This window comes from Methylobacterium sp. JK268 (genome assembly GCF_054052225.1).
The window spans coordinates 19,572-34,152 of sequence record NZ_JBSVZN010000038.1; the positions used below are offsets into that span (position 1 = coordinate 19,572).

The 14,581-nt window shown below is 71.4% G+C and carries 14 protein-coding genes; 5 read left to right on the forward strand and 9 right to left on the reverse strand.

Translation table 11 applies throughout. The features are described from left to right. Nucleotides 1–253 precede the first annotated feature (253 nt). Nucleotides 254–916, forward strand: coding sequence for a TetR/AcrR family transcriptional regulator (locus ACW9J6_RS29370; protein ID WP_457119889.1), 663 nt, complete (start codon nucleotides 254–256; stop codon nucleotides 914–916). Here the strand turns inward: ACW9J6_RS29370 and ACW9J6_RS29375 are convergent. The 8 genes from ACW9J6_RS29375 to ACW9J6_RS29410 all read right to left on the reverse strand — a co-directional run bounded on the left by ACW9J6_RS29375 (nucleotide 888) and on the right by ACW9J6_RS29410 (nucleotide 9,599). Then, a complete protein-coding gene (locus tag ACW9J6_RS29375) occupies nucleotides 888–2,120 on the reverse strand; it encodes a phenylacetate--CoA ligase family protein (RefSeq protein ID WP_457119890.1) in 1,233 nt (410 codons plus the stop codon). The two genes, ACW9J6_RS29370 and ACW9J6_RS29375, sit on opposite strands and share 29 nt — an antisense overlap. Nucleotides 2,121–2,173: 53 nt before the next feature. Next, a complete protein-coding gene (locus ACW9J6_RS29380) occupies nucleotides 2,174–2,671 on the reverse strand; it encodes a DUF3368 domain-containing protein (RefSeq protein ID WP_457119891.1) in 498 nt (165 codons plus the stop codon). A 3-nt stretch (nucleotides 2,672–2,674) separates the two neighbouring features. Continuing rightward, nucleotides 2,675–2,938: a UPF0175 family protein gene (locus ACW9J6_RS29385; protein ID WP_457119892.1), complete on the reverse strand. Its 264-nt coding sequence runs from the start codon at nucleotides 2,936–2,938 to the stop codon at nucleotides 2,675–2,677. Nucleotides 2,939–2,989: 51 nt separating this feature from the next. Continuing rightward, a complete protein-coding gene (locus tag ACW9J6_RS29390; protein ID WP_457119893.1) occupies nucleotides 2,990–3,862 on the reverse strand; it encodes an HpcH/HpaI aldolase/citrate lyase family protein in 873 nt (290 codons plus the stop codon). Continuing rightward, on the reverse strand, nucleotides 3,862–4,374 hold the full coding sequence (locus tag ACW9J6_RS29395) for a MaoC family dehydratase (protein WP_457119894.1): 513 nt from the start codon (nucleotides 4,372–4,374) through the stop codon (nucleotides 3,862–3,864). The genes ACW9J6_RS29390 and ACW9J6_RS29395 overlap by 1 nt, the downstream gene beginning before the upstream one ends. After that, nucleotides 4,371–6,344: an ATP-binding protein gene (locus tag ACW9J6_RS29400; protein WP_457119895.1), complete on the reverse strand. Its 1,974-nt coding sequence runs from the start codon at nucleotides 6,342–6,344 to the stop codon at nucleotides 4,371–4,373. The genes ACW9J6_RS29395 and ACW9J6_RS29400 overlap by 4 nt, the downstream gene beginning before the upstream one ends. 466 nt (nucleotides 6,345–6,810) lie before the next feature. Next, nucleotides 6,811–8,418 (reverse strand): carboxyl transferase domain-containing protein, encoded by a 1,608-nt coding sequence (locus ACW9J6_RS29405; protein ID WP_457119896.1) that lies wholly within the window; start codon nucleotides 8,416–8,418, stop codon nucleotides 6,811–6,813. An 8-nt stretch (nucleotides 8,419–8,426) separates the two neighbouring features. Beyond that, nucleotides 8,427–9,599, reverse strand: a complete 1,173-nt coding sequence (locus ACW9J6_RS29410) for an isovaleryl-CoA dehydrogenase (protein ID WP_457119897.1) — start codon at nucleotides 9,597–9,599, stop codon at nucleotides 8,427–8,429. Nucleotides 9,600–9,705: 106 nt separating this feature from the next. Between ACW9J6_RS29410 and ACW9J6_RS29415 the strand changes: the two genes are divergently transcribed. The 4 genes from ACW9J6_RS29415 (at nucleotide 9,706) to ACW9J6_RS29430 (ending at nucleotide 13,132) form a co-directional block, all read left to right on the forward strand. Beyond that, the gene (locus ACW9J6_RS29415) at nucleotides 9,706–11,403 is read left to right on the forward strand and encodes an AMP-binding protein (protein WP_457119898.1); all 1,698 of its coding nucleotides are present in this window, start codon (nucleotides 9,706–9,708) and stop codon (nucleotides 11,401–11,403) included. A gap of 276 nt (nucleotides 11,404–11,679) precedes the next feature. Further along, entirely contained in the window at nucleotides 11,680–11,991 is a 312-nt protein-coding gene (locus tag ACW9J6_RS29420; RefSeq protein WP_457119899.1) for an ArsR/SmtB family transcription factor, read from the forward strand. Continuing rightward, the gene (locus ACW9J6_RS29425) at nucleotides 11,991–12,422 is read left to right on the forward strand and encodes an SRPBCC family protein (protein WP_457119900.1); all 432 of its coding nucleotides are present in this window, start codon (nucleotides 11,991–11,993) and stop codon (nucleotides 12,420–12,422) included. Before ACW9J6_RS29420 ends, ACW9J6_RS29425 begins: the two co-directional genes overlap by 1 nt. Before the next feature lie 74 nt (nucleotides 12,423–12,496). Continuing rightward, entirely contained in the window at nucleotides 12,497–13,132 is a 636-nt protein-coding gene (locus ACW9J6_RS29430; protein ID WP_457119901.1) for an ATP-dependent Clp protease proteolytic subunit, read from the forward strand. 251 nt (nucleotides 13,133–13,383) lie between these two features. Here ACW9J6_RS29430 and ACW9J6_RS29435 read toward each other — a convergent pair whose 3' ends face one another. Next, nucleotides 13,384–14,415 (reverse strand): cysteine synthase A, encoded by a 1,032-nt coding sequence (locus ACW9J6_RS29435; RefSeq protein WP_457119902.1) that lies wholly within the window; start codon nucleotides 14,413–14,415, stop codon nucleotides 13,384–13,386. Nucleotides 14,416–14,581 lie beyond the last annotated feature (166 nt).

Here is a 14,581-nt window from a genome sequence, read left to right on the forward strand (position 1 = left end):
ATGGGGCGGGAGTCCGTGCCATCCGTCCGAACCTGAGTTTCGAATGCAGGCGCGATTCCCCTCTCCCGGGTGGGAGAGGGGTCAGGGGTGAGGGTGGCTCGGCTTCAGCGAGTAGACTGAACGGTCGAGCTGCCCGGCGGGACGGTTCCGGTTTCTCACGGCAGCGTCCGGCCCTCACCCTACCCCTCTCCCACCCGGGAGAGGGGATCCCGCGCCTGTGAGATGAGCCGTCGAGAGGGGATGCAGGTTCACCATGGCGCGTATCGCGGGCTCGTCCGGGCCCAGGACCGAGGAGGCGATTCGCCGGGCCGGCCTGCAGCTCCTCTACACGCACGGCTACGCGGCCATGAGCCTGCGCCAGCTCGCGGGCGCGGTCGGCATCCAGCAGGGGTCCCTCTACAACTACTTCCGCAACAAGCAGGAATTCCTGTTTGACCTGATCCGCACCCACATGCGCGACCTGCACGCGGCCCTCGATGCGGCGCTCCTGCCCGAGGGCAGCGCCGTCGAGCGGCTGACGCGGTTCGTGGAATTCCACGTCGCCTACCACATCGAGCGGCCGCAGGAGGTCTTCATCTGCTACTCCGAGCTGCGCAGTCTGGAGCCGGAGAACTACGCGGCGATCGTCGCCCTGCGGCGCGACTACGAGGACAAGCTGATCGAGATCCTCGAATTCGGCCGCGTGACCGGCGCCTTCCGGTTCGCCGACACCAAGATGGCGGCCTACGCGATCCTCGCCATGCTGTCGGGCATCTGCACCTGGTACCGGCCCGGCGGGCGCCTGACCAAGGACGACGTGCAGGAGACCTTCCTCGGCATGGTGTTGTCGCTGGTGAGCGGGGCCGGCATGGCCGAGAGCCTGCCCGCGCCGCCGCGCCTCGTCGAGGTCAGCCGGTCGGGCGCTCGTCGGCAATGACCTTGCCGTCGTTCGGCAGGGTCCCGGGCGTCACCAACTCCACGCTCCCGCGCAGCTTCGTCACCGCCCGAAGGGTCTCGCCGACCGCCTCCGCCAGGGCCTGATTCGTCGCGGTGCTCTCCGCCCGCAGGGTCATGGCATCGGTCTCGTCGGCGCGCGTCACCACGAGGCGCAGGCGCCCGAGCTCCGGATGCCGCCGGCCGATCTCCGCCACCTGTTCGGGACGCACGAACATGCCCTTCACCTTGGCGGCCTGATCGGCGCGGCCCATCCAGCCGCGGATGCGCGGGGCCGTGCGCCCGCAGGCGCTCGGGCCGCTCAGCGCCGCCGTGAGGTCGCCGAGCGCGTAGCGGATCAGCGGCCGGTCGGGATCGAGCACGGTGACGACGATCTCGCCGACCTCGCCGTCCGGCACGGGGTCGCCGGTGCCGGGACGCACGATCTCCAGGATCAGGTCCTCGTTGACGACGAGCCCGTCGCGGGCGGAAGTCTCGTAGGCGATGAAGCCGACATCCGCCGTCGCGTAGGCCTGGTAGGCGTCGATTCCGAACCTGGCCACGATCTCCTGCAGGCTCTTGGGGAAGGCCGCGCCGGAGACGAGGGCGCGCTTGAGCGAGGAGACCTCCCGGCCCGCCGCGCGCCCGGCCTCGACCAGGATCCGCAGGAAATCCGGCGTGCCGCAATAGCCGGCGGGTCGGTAAGCCTCGATCAGATCCAGCTGCTGCTCGGTGTTGCCGGGGCCGGCCGGGATCACCGCGCAGCCCAGCGCCCGCGCCGCCGTGTCGAAGATGAAGCCGCCGGGCGTCAGGTGATAGCCGAAGGTGTTGAGGACGACGTCGCCTGGCCGGAACCCGGCGGCGAAGAGGGCGCGCGCGCCGCCCCAGGGATCCTCGCCGCTGCGCTGCGGCTCGAAGATCGGGCCGGGCGAGGTGAAGAGCCGGGGGAAGCGCCCCGGCGCCGCCGGCACGAAGCCGCCGAACGGGAGGGCGCCCCGCTGCGTCTCGGGCATCTCGCCCTTGCGCAGGACCGGCAGGCGGGCGAGCGCGGCGCGGTCCGTGACGGAAGCCGGATCGAGGGCGCCGAGATGCGCCGCGTAGGCGGGGGCGGTCAGGGCCGCCGCGAGCGCGGCCGGCAGGCGGGCGAAGAGGGCGGCGTCGCGGGATTCCGGGCTGTCGATCTCGCGGGCATCGTAATGGCCGGGCATTGGTTTCCTCCCTGGCGGCTTGGATGCCACCTCTATCCTGCGTCGCGCCTCTCTCAGCGCCGCTCGCCGACACCATCGCGTTGGTGGTCTTCCAGGAGTACGTCGAGGAGTGCGGGGCGGCATCGGAAATTCGTCGCGCGAAGCGCCGCGAACGCCGCCTCGAGATCGACGAGCTTCCTGCGGGCTGCGAGCGTGAGGAGCCCGAGCGTTCCGGTGACAGCGAGCCCGCTTGCCCGCGCGGCTGCAACACCGGCCCGGTCGTCCATGAGGAGCAGGTCTCCCCTGGTCGTCGAAGCCAACAGAAGGGCGGCGCGCTCGCCAGCGTCGAGCTTGGGGAAAGCTGAGGCGTCGGCCGTCGGCGCGGGCTGGATGGTGAGCCAAGGAGGGGGGTCGACCATCCAGGAGCGAACCACGGGCGGCGCGTCCGGGTGCCGCAACTCAGCAGCCACCTCCTCGGGAATGGCGATCCTCTCGAAAAGATTTGGAAGAATCGAAATTTGCTCGATCAGCACAAGATAGTTGAGCGGTCCGGTATCTGCGACAACGCGCAAGCGTCAGAACCCGAGATTGGCGAGGTCCGCCCGATCGCGATCAACGTCGGCGAGGTCGATATCCATGTAGATGCCGCGAGCCTTCAGGAAGGCGTCCAGGGCCGAGCGGGTGCCGAAGCCGAGCAGTCGACGAAGCTCGGCCAAGCTCACGCGCCCCGCGCGATATTCCTCGACCGCGAACGCCTCCAAGACCCGTCGCGCGAGATCCTCGCCGTCCGAAGAGAGGCGCTCGGCCAAGTCGTCCGGAATGGGCAGGGTCAGGTTCACGGATGTCCTTCGCGTTCAGTGGGTCTGGATGAGTCTCGCACGGGAAGCGCCTCACGGGAAGACGCCGACCCGCCCCAGCAGCCGCTCCGCCCGCCGCAGGTGAGGCCGGTCCAGCATCTGACCGTCGAGGCCCACCACCCCCGTCCCGGGCGCCCGCGCGAAGGCCGCGACCACCGCCCGCGCCCGGGCGATCTCCTCCTCGGACGGCGTGAAGGCGGCGTTGATCACCGGCACCTGCGCCGGGTGGATCGCCATCTTGCCGATGAAGCCGTCGCGTCGCGCCTCGCCGCACTCGCGGGCGAGCCCGTCGAGATCGCGGAAAGCGGCGTTGATCGTGTCGATGGCGTCGACCTCCGCGGCGGCGGCGGCGAGCAGCGCGAGGTTGCGGGCGAGGCGGAACGGGCCGCTCCACCCGCTCTCGTCGCGGTTCGTCTCGGCGCCGAGATCGGCCGAGAGGTCCTCCGCCCCCCAGGTCACGCCGATGAGCCGTGGGCTCGATCCCGCCAGCGTGCCCAGCGCGAAGACCGCGCGGGCCGTCTCGGTGGCAATGGGCAGGATGCGCGTGGCGCCGTCCGGCAAGCCGGCCTCGGCCTCGTGCACGGCGAGCCGGGCGCCGAGCGCCGCCACGTCCGGGCCGCCCGCCGCCTTCGGCAGCACGATCCCGTCCGGACCCGCCGGCATCACGGCGGCGAGGTCGTCGTCGATGAGGCCGGTGTCGAGGGCGTTGACCCGCACGTAGAGCCGGGGGCGGTCCGGGAGGGCGCGGATCCGTGCCAGGAAGGCCGCCGTCGTGGCACGCGCTGCGGCCTTGCCGTCGAGGGCGACCGAGTCTTCCAGGTCGAGGATCAGGGCGTCGGCCCTCGCCTCCAGGCCCTTGTCGAGTTTGCGCGGAGAATCCCCCGGCACGAACAGGAGCGAGCGCATCAGGCCGTCTCCACCACCGGCTCGCCCGCGGGCCGCCGCCGCATGAAGGCCTGCCGCTTGCACTCGGCCACCAGCGTGCCGTCCTGCTTGTAGGCGCGGTGGATGAACTCGACGAGGCCGGCATCCGGCCGCGAGCGCGACTCGCGCTTGCTCGCCACCTCGGTCTCGACCCGGATCGTGTCCCCTTCGAAGAGGGGCGCGGGGAAGCGCACGTCGGTCATGCCGAGATTGCCGATCGTGGTGCCGACCGTCGTGTCGTTGACCGAGATCCCGATCATCAGCCCCAGCGTGAACAGCGAGTTCATCAGCGGCCGGCCCCACTCGGTCTCGGTGGCGCAGAAATGCGCGTCGATGTGGAGCGGCTGCGGGTTGAGCGTCATGTTGGAGAACAGCATGTTGTCCATCTGCGTCACCGTGCGGGTGAGCCGATGGTGCAGCACGCGGCCGACCTCGAAATCCTCGAAGTAGAGCCCGCCGCGGGGATGCGTCGAGGTGGGAAGCGGGCTCGTCATGCTGCGTCCTCCGTGCCGCCGGTCTCGGCGGACCGGATCCCGATGAGGCGCGCCCCTTCGGCGACCTGGGCGCCGGCCTCTGCCGTCACCTCGGTGACCTCGCCGTCCGCGGGCGCCGTGAGCGCGTGCTCCATCTTCATCGCCTCGACGATAGCGAGGCGCTGGCCGCGGGTGACCCGGTCGCCCGGCGCCACGAAGACGGCGACGAGCCGCCCGTGCATCGGTGCCTTGACGCTGCCGCCCTCGCCGATGTGGTCGAGGTCGACGTCGAACGGGTCGGGCGGCGCGAGCGCCACCTGCCGCCCGCGCGCCACCACGAGCACGCCGCGCTCGGTCTCGACCACCCGGACCGGACTTGGCGCGGGGGAGGGGGCTCCGGCCTCGATCGCCAGCGCGCCGCCGCCCTCCGGCCAGGAGAGATCCACCGCGCTCGCCTCGCCCTCGACGAGGATCGGCCAGGACAGGCGCCGGCCGCCGCCGAGCTGGAACCCGTCGGCCACGTCCCACGGCGAGGGCGGTCCTGACGGGACGACGCGATCGCGGTCGAGGAGGGCGGCGACGCCGTGCCGGATCGCCTCCGGGTCGGGGGCGGCCCCGCGGCCGGTCAGCGCGTCGAGGTTGCGGTCGATGAAGCCGGTGTCGAACCGCCCGGCCCGGAACTCGGGCGCCTCGGCCAGCGCCTTCAGGAAGGCGACGTTGGCCTTCGGGCCGGCCACGAGGGTGTGCTCCAGGGCCCGCGCCAGCCGGTCGAGGGCCTCGTCGCGGGTGGCCCCGTGGGCGATGACCTTCGCGATCATCGGGTCGTAGAAGGGCGAGACGGTGTCGCCCGCCCGCACGCCGGCATCGACCCGGACGCCCTCGCCTGTCGGCAGGTCGAGAGCGCGCAGCCGCCCGGTCGAGGGCAGGAAGCCGCCGGCCGGATCCTCCGCGTAGAGCCGCGCCTCGACGGCGTGCCCGTCGATGGCGAGGTCGTCCTGGGTCTTGGGCAGCGGCTCGCCCGCGGCGACACGGAACTGCCACTCCACGAGGTCGAGCCCGGTGATCGCCTCGGTCACCGGGTGCTCGACCTGCAGCCTCGTGTTCATCTCCATGAACCAGAAGCCGTCCGGCCTCAGGCCTTCGCGGCCGTCGGCGATGAACTCGACGGTGCCGGCGCCCACGTAGCCGACCGCGCGGGCCGCTTCGACGGCGGCCCGGCCCATCGCGGCGCGCACCTCGGCCGGCATGCCCGGCGCGGGGGCCTCCTCGATCACCTTCTGGTGGCGGCGCTGCAGGGAGCAGTCGCGCTCGAACAGGTGCACGGCGTTGCCGTGGCCGTCGCAGAAGACCTGGATCTCCACGTGGCGCGGGCTCAGCACGTACTTCTCGACGAGGACGCGGGGGTCGCCGAAGGCGTTCTGGGCCTCGCGCTGGGCGCCTTCGAGGGCGGCGGCGAAGTCCTCCGGCCCCTCGACCCGGCGCATACCCTTGCCGCCGCCGCCGGCCACCGCCTTGATCAGCACTGGGTAGCCGATCGCGGCGGCCTCCGCGGCGAGGAAGTCGGGTTCCTGGCGGGCGCCGTGATAGCCCGGCACGACCGGCACGCCGGCCTTCGCCACCAGGGCCTTCGCGGCGTCCTTGAGGCCCATGGCGCGGATCGCCGCGGCGGGCGGGCCGACGAAGACAATCCCGGCCTCCGCGCAGGCATCGGCGAAGGCGGGCCGCTCGGAGAGGAAGCCGTAGCCCGGATGGATGCAATCCGCGCCGGCACGCCGGGCGGCGTCGAGAATGCGGTCGATGCGCAGGTAGGATTCGGCGGCTGGCGCCGGGCCGATCGGGTGGGCCTCGTCGGCGAGCGTGACGTGCAGCGCGTGCCGGTCGGCCTCCGAGTAGACCGCGATGGTGCGCAGGCCGAGTCGCCGGGCGGTGCGGATGATCCGGCAGGCGATCTCGCCCCGGTTGGCGATCAGGACGGAGCGGAGCGCGGTCATGCGGATCTCCTTCGATCGCGTGGTGTGGGTGGCTGTGGGGAGGAGGCGCGCGATGAGCCCTCCCCCCTCCGCACCGGGACTGTCCGGGGAAAAGAAGGAGCGCGTCTCCCCTCTCCCGATTGGGAGAGGGGTCGGGGGTGAGGGTGGCTCGGGTTCAGCAAGGAGACGCAACCGGGCCGCCGGCAGCTCAACGGTTCAGTCTGCTTGCTGAAGCGTCCGTCCCTCACCCCTACCCCTCTCCCACTCGGGAGAGGGGATCCCGCGCCTCGTTCCAGTACCCGTACATCATGAGAACCATAGAGGAGAACGGCACGACGCTTCGTCTGATATTTGCCGTCGTCACGCCTGAGGCATGTCGTGAAACGCGGTTCCTCTCTCCCGCCCCGGCACGAGTGCTTCGCACTCGCAGCGGGGCACCCTCCCCCGCAGAGGGGGGAGGGTTCAGGCGCGCGCGCACGCATCCCCGTCACATCCGGAACAGCCCGAACCGCGTCTCCTCGACGGGCGCGTTCAGGCCGGCGGAGAGAGCGAGCCCGAGCACCCGGCGGGTCTCCTCGGGCAGGATGATGCCGTCGTCCCACAGCCGGGCCGTGGCGTAGTAGGGCGAACCCTCCGCCTCGAACTGCGCCCGGATCGGGGCCTTGAAGCCCTCCTCCTCCTCAGGCGACCAGGCGCCGCCCGACGCCTCGATGTTGTCGCGGCGCACCGTGGCCAGCACGCTCGCGGCCTGCTCGGCGCCCATCACCGAGATCCGCGAGTTCGGCCACGCGAACAGGAAGCGCGGCCCGTAGGCGCGCCCGCACATGCCGTAATTGCCCGCCCCGTAGGAGCCACCTACCAGCACCGTGAGCTTCGGCACGCCCGCCGTCGCCACCGCGGTGACGAGCTTGGCGCCGTTCTTGGCGATGCCGCCCGCCTCGACCTCGCGCCCGACCATGAAGCCGGAGATGTTCTGCAGGAACAGCAGCGGCACCCGGCGCTGGCAGCACAGCTCGATGAAGTGCGCCCCTTTCAGCGCGCTCTCCGAGTAGAGGATGCCGTTATTGGCGAGGATCCCGACCGGCATGCCCCAGAGCCGAGCGAAGCCCGTCACCAGCGTGGTGCCGTAGAGCCGCTTGAACTCGTCGAATTCCGAACCGTCGACGAGCCGGGCGATCAGCTCGCGCGCGTCGTACTGCTTGCGCAGGTCCACCGGCACGAGCGCGTCGAGGTCGCCCGCGTCGTGGAGCGGCTCGCGGGGCGCCGCGATGTCGAGGTCGGGCCGCTTGACGCTGTTCAGCGTGCCGACGATCCGGCGCAGGATGGCGAGCGCGTGCGCGTCGTCGGTGGCGTAGTGGTCGGCGACGCCGGAGAGCCGCGCGTGGACATCCGCCCCGCCGAGATCCTCCGCCGTCACCACCTCGCCGGTCGCGGCCCGCACCAGCGGCGGGCCGCCGAGGAAGATCGTGCCCTGGCGGCGCACGATCACGCTCTCGTCCGACATCGCCGGCACGTAGGCGCCGCCCGCCGTGCAGGAGCCCATCACGCAGGCGATCTGCGGGATCCCCGCCGCCGACATCTGGGCCTGGTTGTAGAAGATCCGCCCGAAATGCTCGCGGTCGGGGAAGACCTCGGTCTGCTGCGGCAGGTTCGCGCCGCCGGAATCGACGAGGTAGAGGCAGGGCAGGCGGTTCTGCGCCGCGATCTCCTGCGCCCGCAGGTGCTTTTTCACCGTCACGGGATAGTAGGTGCCGCCCTTGATGGTGGCGTCGTTGCACACGACCATCACCTCGCGGCCCGCCACCCGCCCGATCCCGGCGATCACGCCCGCCGCGTGGATGGCGTCGTCGTACATCCCGTAGGCGGCAAGCCCCCCGATCTCCAGGAAGGGCGAGCCCGGATCGAGGAGCCGCATCACCCGGTCGCGCGGCAGGAGTTTGCCGCGGGCGAGGTGGCGCTCGCGGGCCTTGGCCGGACCGCCCGCGGCAGCCTCGGCCCGGCGGGCCTTCAGGGTCTGGCGCAATTCGCCCCAGGCGTCGCGGTTGCGCGCCGCCTCCGGGGAGGCGAGGTCGGCGCTCGTCGGCAGGATCGCCATGGCGCCGCTCAGGCCGACTTGGCGAAGAGTTCGCGGCCGATCAGCATCCGGCGGATCTCGCTGGTGCCGGCGCCGATCTCGTACAGCTTGGCGTCGCGCAGGAGCCGCCCGGTCGGGTAGTCGTTGATGTAGCCGTTGCCGCCCAAGAGCTGGATCGCGTCGAGCGCGCATTGCGTCGCCCGCTCGGCCGCGTAGAGGATGGCGCCGGCCGCGTCCTCGCGGGTGGTCTCGCCGCGGTCGCAGGCCTGCGCCACCGCGTAGACGTAGGCCTTGGCGGCGTTGGTCGACACGTACATGTCGGCGAGCTTGCCTTGGACGAGCTGGAACTCGCCGATCGGCTGCCCGAACTGCTTGCGCTCGTGCACGTAGGGCAGGACCACGTCGAGGCAGGCCTGCATGATGCCGAGCGGCCCCGCCGCCAGCACCGCGCGCTCGTAGTCGAGGCCGGACATCAGCACGTTGACGCCGCGCCCGACCTCGCCGAGCACGTTCTCCTCCGGCACCTCGCATTCCTCGAACACCAATTCGCAGGTGTCCGAGCCGCGCATGCCGAGCTTGTCGAGCTTCTGCGCCGTCGAGAAGCCCTTCATCCCCTTCTCGATCAGGAAGGCGGTGATTCCGCGGGGGCCCGCCTGCGGGTCGGTCTTGGCGTAGACCACCAGCGTCTCGGCGACCGGGCCGTTGGTGATCCACATCTTGGAGCCGGTGAGCACGTAGCGGTCGCCGCGCTTCTCGGCGCGGGTGCGCATCGAGACCACGTCCGAGCCCGAGCCCGGCTCGGACATGGCGAGCGCCCCGACATGCTCGCCGGAGATCAGCTTCGGCAGGTACTTGCGCTTCTGCGCGTCCGTGCCGTTGCGTCGCAACTGGTTCACGCAGAGGTTCGAGTGGGCGCCGTAGGACAGTCCCACCGAGGCCGAGGCGCGCGACACCTCCTCCATGGCCACGCAATGCGCGAGGTAGCCGAGCCCGAGCCCGCCATACTCCTCCTCGACCGTGATCCCGTGCAGGCCGAGCGCGCCCATCTCCGGCCAGAGGTCGCGCGGGAAGGTGTTGGTGCGGTCGATCTCCTCGGCGCGGGGCGCGATGCGGTCCTGCGCGAAGCCGCGCACGCTGTCCCGGATCGCCTCGGCCGTCTCGCCCAGGCCGAAATTGAACTCGCGCATGGCGTTCGGGATCATGGGCGTCCTCCGGTCGTTTCCCGTATCTATACGAACGATCGTTTTTAAAGCAAGGTGGATTCGCCGAGTCGGCCCGAGAGCCGCCGGCGCCAAGCCGGAGGACGCCATGACGACAGAAGCGCAGCCGAGCTACGTGCACGGGGCCGTCGACGCGCCGCTCATCGGCCTCACGATCGGGCAGGCGCTCGGCGCCGCGGCCGCGCGCTGGCCCGACCGCCCGGCGCTGATCGCGCCGGCGGGCGGCGTGCGCTGGACCTGGGCCGCGCTGAACGAGAAGGCCGAGGCCTTCGCGGCGGGGCTGCTGGCGCTGGGGTTGGAGCGGGGCGACCGGATCGGGATCTGGTCCCTCAACAACGCCGAGTGGGCGCTCACCCAGTTCGCCGCCGCCAAGGCCGGGCTGATCCTGGTGACGGTGAACCCCGCCTACCGGCTGGCGGAGCTGGAATACGCCCTGAACAAGGTCGGCTGCAAAGCGCTCGTGACCGCGCGCGCCTTCAAGACCAGCGACTACATCGGCATGCTGACGACGCTGGCGCCCGAGCTGCGCGAGGCCGAGCCGGGAGCCCTGCGGGCGGAGCGGTTGCCGCACCTGCGCATCGTCATCGAGATCGGTGGCGAGGCCTCGCCGGGGACGCTCGCCTTCGGGGCGGTCGCCGCACGGGCCGGCGAGGCCGAGCGGGCGCGGATCGCCGCGAATGCCGGGGCGCTGCAGTTCGACGATCCGGTGAACATCCAGTTCACCAGCGGGACGACGGGCAGTCCCAAGGGGGTGACGCTCACCCACCACAACATCCTCAACAACGGTTCTTTCGTCGGGCGCGCGATGCGCCTGGAGCCGGAGGACCGGATCTGCATCCCGGTGCCGCTCTATCACTGCTTCGGGATGGTGATGGGCAACCTCGCGGCCGTCACCTCCGGGGCGGCCATGGTCTATCCGGGGGAGGGGTTCGATCCGCTGGCGACCCTCCGCACCGTCGAGGCCGAGCGCTGCACGGCGCTCTACGGCGTGCCGACGATGTTCCTGGCCCAGCTCGACCACCCGGATTTCGACCGCTTCGACCTCGCCAGCCTGCGCACCGGCATCATGGCGGGCTCGCCCTGTCCGATCGCCGTGATGCAGCGGGCGGTGGACCGGATGCACCTGACCCAGCTCACGATCTGCTACGGCATGACCGAGACGAGCCCGGTGAGCTTCCAGAGCGCGGTGGACGACCCCCTGGAGCGGCGCGTCTCGACGGTGGGCCGCATCCACCCGCACACGGAGGTGAAGATCGTCGATGCGGAGGGGCGGATCGTGCCGCGCGGCACGGCCGGGGAACTCTGCACCCGCGGCTACAGCGTCATGCGCGGCTACTGGGACGATCCCGAGAAGACCGCCGAGGTGCGCGACGCCGCCGGCTGGATGCACACGGGCGACCTCGCGACGATCGACGGGGAGGGGTTCTGCAACATCGTCGGGCGGATCAAGGACCTCGTCATCCGCGGCGGCGAGAACGTCTATCCGCGCGAGGTGGAGGAGTTCCTCTACCGGCACCCGGCGATCCAGGAGGTGCAGGTCTTCGGCGTGCCGGATCCGCGCTACGGGGAGGAGCTCTGCGCCTGGGTGAAGCTGCGCCCGGGGGCGGAGCTCACCGCGGAGGATCTGCGCGCCCACTGCACCGGTCAGATCGCCCACCAGAAGATCCCGCGCTACGTTGAGTTCGTGGACGCGTTTCCGATGACCGTGACGGGGAAGATGCAGAAGTACCTGATGCGCGAGGCGATGGTGGAGAAGCTGGGGCTCCGGGCCGAGCGGACGGCGTAAGGCGAGGCGGGCAGGACGCGCGCTGGAACCCTACCCCCTCTGCGGGGGAGGGTGGCGAACGGAGTGAGCGCAGCGGGACGCAGTCCCGCCGAGAGGGGAACCACGCTTCAGAATGTGGCGCCCTTCACCACGGTTCAGGATCATTCGGCACCGGGGATCCCCTCCCCCGCCCGGCTCCGCCGGGCACCCTCCCCCGCAGAGGGGGGAGGGATCGGGCGGCGCGCGACCCTCACATCTCCGCTTGCCAACAAATAAGTCTACGCTTATGAATCCGTCATGACCGACGCGGATCTCTTCCGTCTCCTGGCCGACCCGACCCGCCGAGCCCTGTTCGAGCGGCTGACCGGTGCCGAGATGACCGTGTCGGAGCTGAAGGCGGGCTCCACCGTCTCGCAGCCCGCCATCTCGCAGCACCTCGCGGCCCTGAAGGGGGCCGGGCTGGTGCAGGAGCGGCGCGAGGGGCGCTTCTCCTTCTACCGGGCCGATCCGGGGGCGCTCGCGCCCCTGGTCGACTGGGTCGACCGCTACCGCACCTTCTGGCCCGAGCGCCTGCAGCGCCTCCGGGACGTCGTCACGAGGATGGACTGATGGACGCTGCATCCGACACGGACGACCACGTCACCGCCGATTGCGACCTCCCGGCGCCGCCCTCGACGGTCTGGCGCGCCCTCACCGTGCCGGAGATCCTGGCCGAGTGGCTGGCGCCCGCCGCGCGCGATCCCCGGCCCGGCGCGCCCCTGCGGCTCGACCTGCCCGCCGCCGAGGGCGGGCCGGTCACCTGCGACCTCGTCGAGGCGGTGCCGCACGAGCGCCTGTCCTACCGCTGGCGCGACGCCGAGGGCGACTCGGTCGTGACCTTCCGGCTGACGCCGCTGCCGGAGGGCGGCACGCATCTCCGCGTCGTCCATCGTCCCCTCGCGGCCCGCCGCGCCGGACCGGCCCGCCCGCTCGCGATGCTGCGCCCGCTGGGCCGGCGGGCGACGCCTCCGCCCGTCATGCGCCTGCGCCGCGCCGCCTGATCCTCGTCATAACCCGGTTTCGTCGGCCGGCGCTGTCGCGCCGGAGGGCGGAGCTTTGCCCTAAGGAGATGACCATGCTCGATCCCGTCACCCGCTACGCCAGCCTCGTCCCCATGGTCATCGAGCAATCGAGCCGCGGCGAGCGCTCCTTCGACATCTACTCGCGGCTCCTGCGCGAGCGCATCATCTTCTTCACCGGGCAGGTCGAGGACCAGTCGGCCTCGCTGATCGTGGCGCAGCTGCTGTTCCTGGAGGCTGAGAACCCGAAGAAGGAGATCTCCCTCTACATCAACTCGCCGGGCGGCGTGGTGACGGCGGGACTGTCGATCTACGACACGATGCAGTTCATCCGCTGCCCCGTGACGACGCTCTGCGTGGGGCAGGCCGCCTCGATGGGGTCGCTTCTGCTGGCCGCCGGGGCGCCCGGGCAGCGCTTCGCCATGGCCAACGCGCGGATCATGGTCCACCAGCCGCACGGCGGCTTCCAGGGCCAGGCGACGGACATCCTCATCCACGCCCGCGAGACCGAGGCGACGAGACGGCGCATGACCGAGATCTACGTGAGGCACACGGGCCAGGACTACGCCACGATCGAGCGGGCGCTGGAGCGCGACTCCTTCTTCGGGGCGGAGGCGGCGCGCGACTTCGGGCTCATCGACGGCGTGCTCGCGCGGCGGCCGGAGCCCGGAGAGGCGCCGGCGGCGGGCTGAGGCCAAGCGGGGGGAACCATCGGTTCCACCCTTTTCCGGGCGCATGAAGCGCCAGCGGAATGCGACCCGGAAACCAGCGCAGGACTCCGCGAAGCGTCCGCTTGTCAGCACCCGTACTGGTATACGGAGCCGCTTCGCGGCGTCTTCTTGCGGTTCCCGGATCTCCTTCCGCTGTCGCCGCAGTCGTCCGGGAAAGGGGAGCTCGAAGGAACAGAGGCGCTTCGGTGGTCTGCGCCAGGGCCCCCGCTCCCTCACACCAGCCCCGGATCGATCACCCGCGGCGACGCCAGCCACGCCGGCACCGGCAGCCCTCGCTCGCGGAGGAAGCCCGGGTTGAACAGCTTCGAGGCGTAGCGGGTGCCGAAATCGCACAGGATCGTCACGATCGTGTGCCCGGGACCCAGTTCGCGGGCGAGCCGGATCGCCCCCGCCACGTTGATCCCCGACGAGCCGCCGAGGCCCAGGCCCTCCTCGGCCAGCAGGTCGAACACGATCGGCAGCGCCTCCGAATCGGGGATCTCGTAGGCCACGTCCGGCGTGAACCCGGCGAGGTTGCCGGTGATGCGCCCCTGGCCGATCCCCTCGGTGATCGAATTGCCCTCCGCCTTGAGCGTGCCGGTCGCGTAATGGCGGTAGAGCGCCGAACCCTGCGGGTCCGCGAGCCCGATCCGCACCGCCGGGTTGCGGGCGCGCAGGGCCTCGGCGGTGCCGGCGAGCGTGCCGCCGGTGCCCGCCGCGCAGATGAAACCGTCCACCTGGCCGCCGGTCTCCTCCCAGATCTCCGGGCCGGTCGTCGCCACGTGGGCGGCGCGGTTCGCCACGTTGTCGAACTGGTCGGCGAAGAAGGCGCCCGCGGGCTCGCTCGCGGCCAGCCGCTCGGCGAGGCGGCCGGCCACCTTCACGTAGTTGTTCGGGTTGGCGAAGGGCACCGCCGGCACCTCGACCAGGGTCGCGCCGGCGAGCCGCAGGGCGTCCTTCTTCTCCACCGACTGCGTCTCCGGGATCACGATCACCGTGCGGTACCCGCGGGCATTGCCCACCATCGCCAGCCCGATGCCGGTATTGCCCGCCGTGCCCTCCACGATGGTGCCGCCCGGCCGGATCAGCCCCGCGCGCTCGGCGGCCTCGACCATGAACAGGGCCGCCCGGTCCTTCACGGACTGGCCCGGATTCATGAATTCCGCCTTGCCCAGGATCGTGCAGCCGGTCTCCGCCGAGGCCCGGCGCAGGAGGATCAGCGGCGTGCGGCCGATGGCGGCGAGGACGTCGGGTCTGGGCGGCATTGGCGGGTCTCGCGGTGGGAGCGGCTTCGCCGTGTGATGCCGAGAATCGCCGTGACCGGCAAGGCCGCGGCCGCCCAAAGATGACGTAGCGGAATGGCGCGCGAAGCGCATTGACCCCCGTACCAAAGAATGTCAGCATTGCTGACATAATCGGGTGACAGGGCAG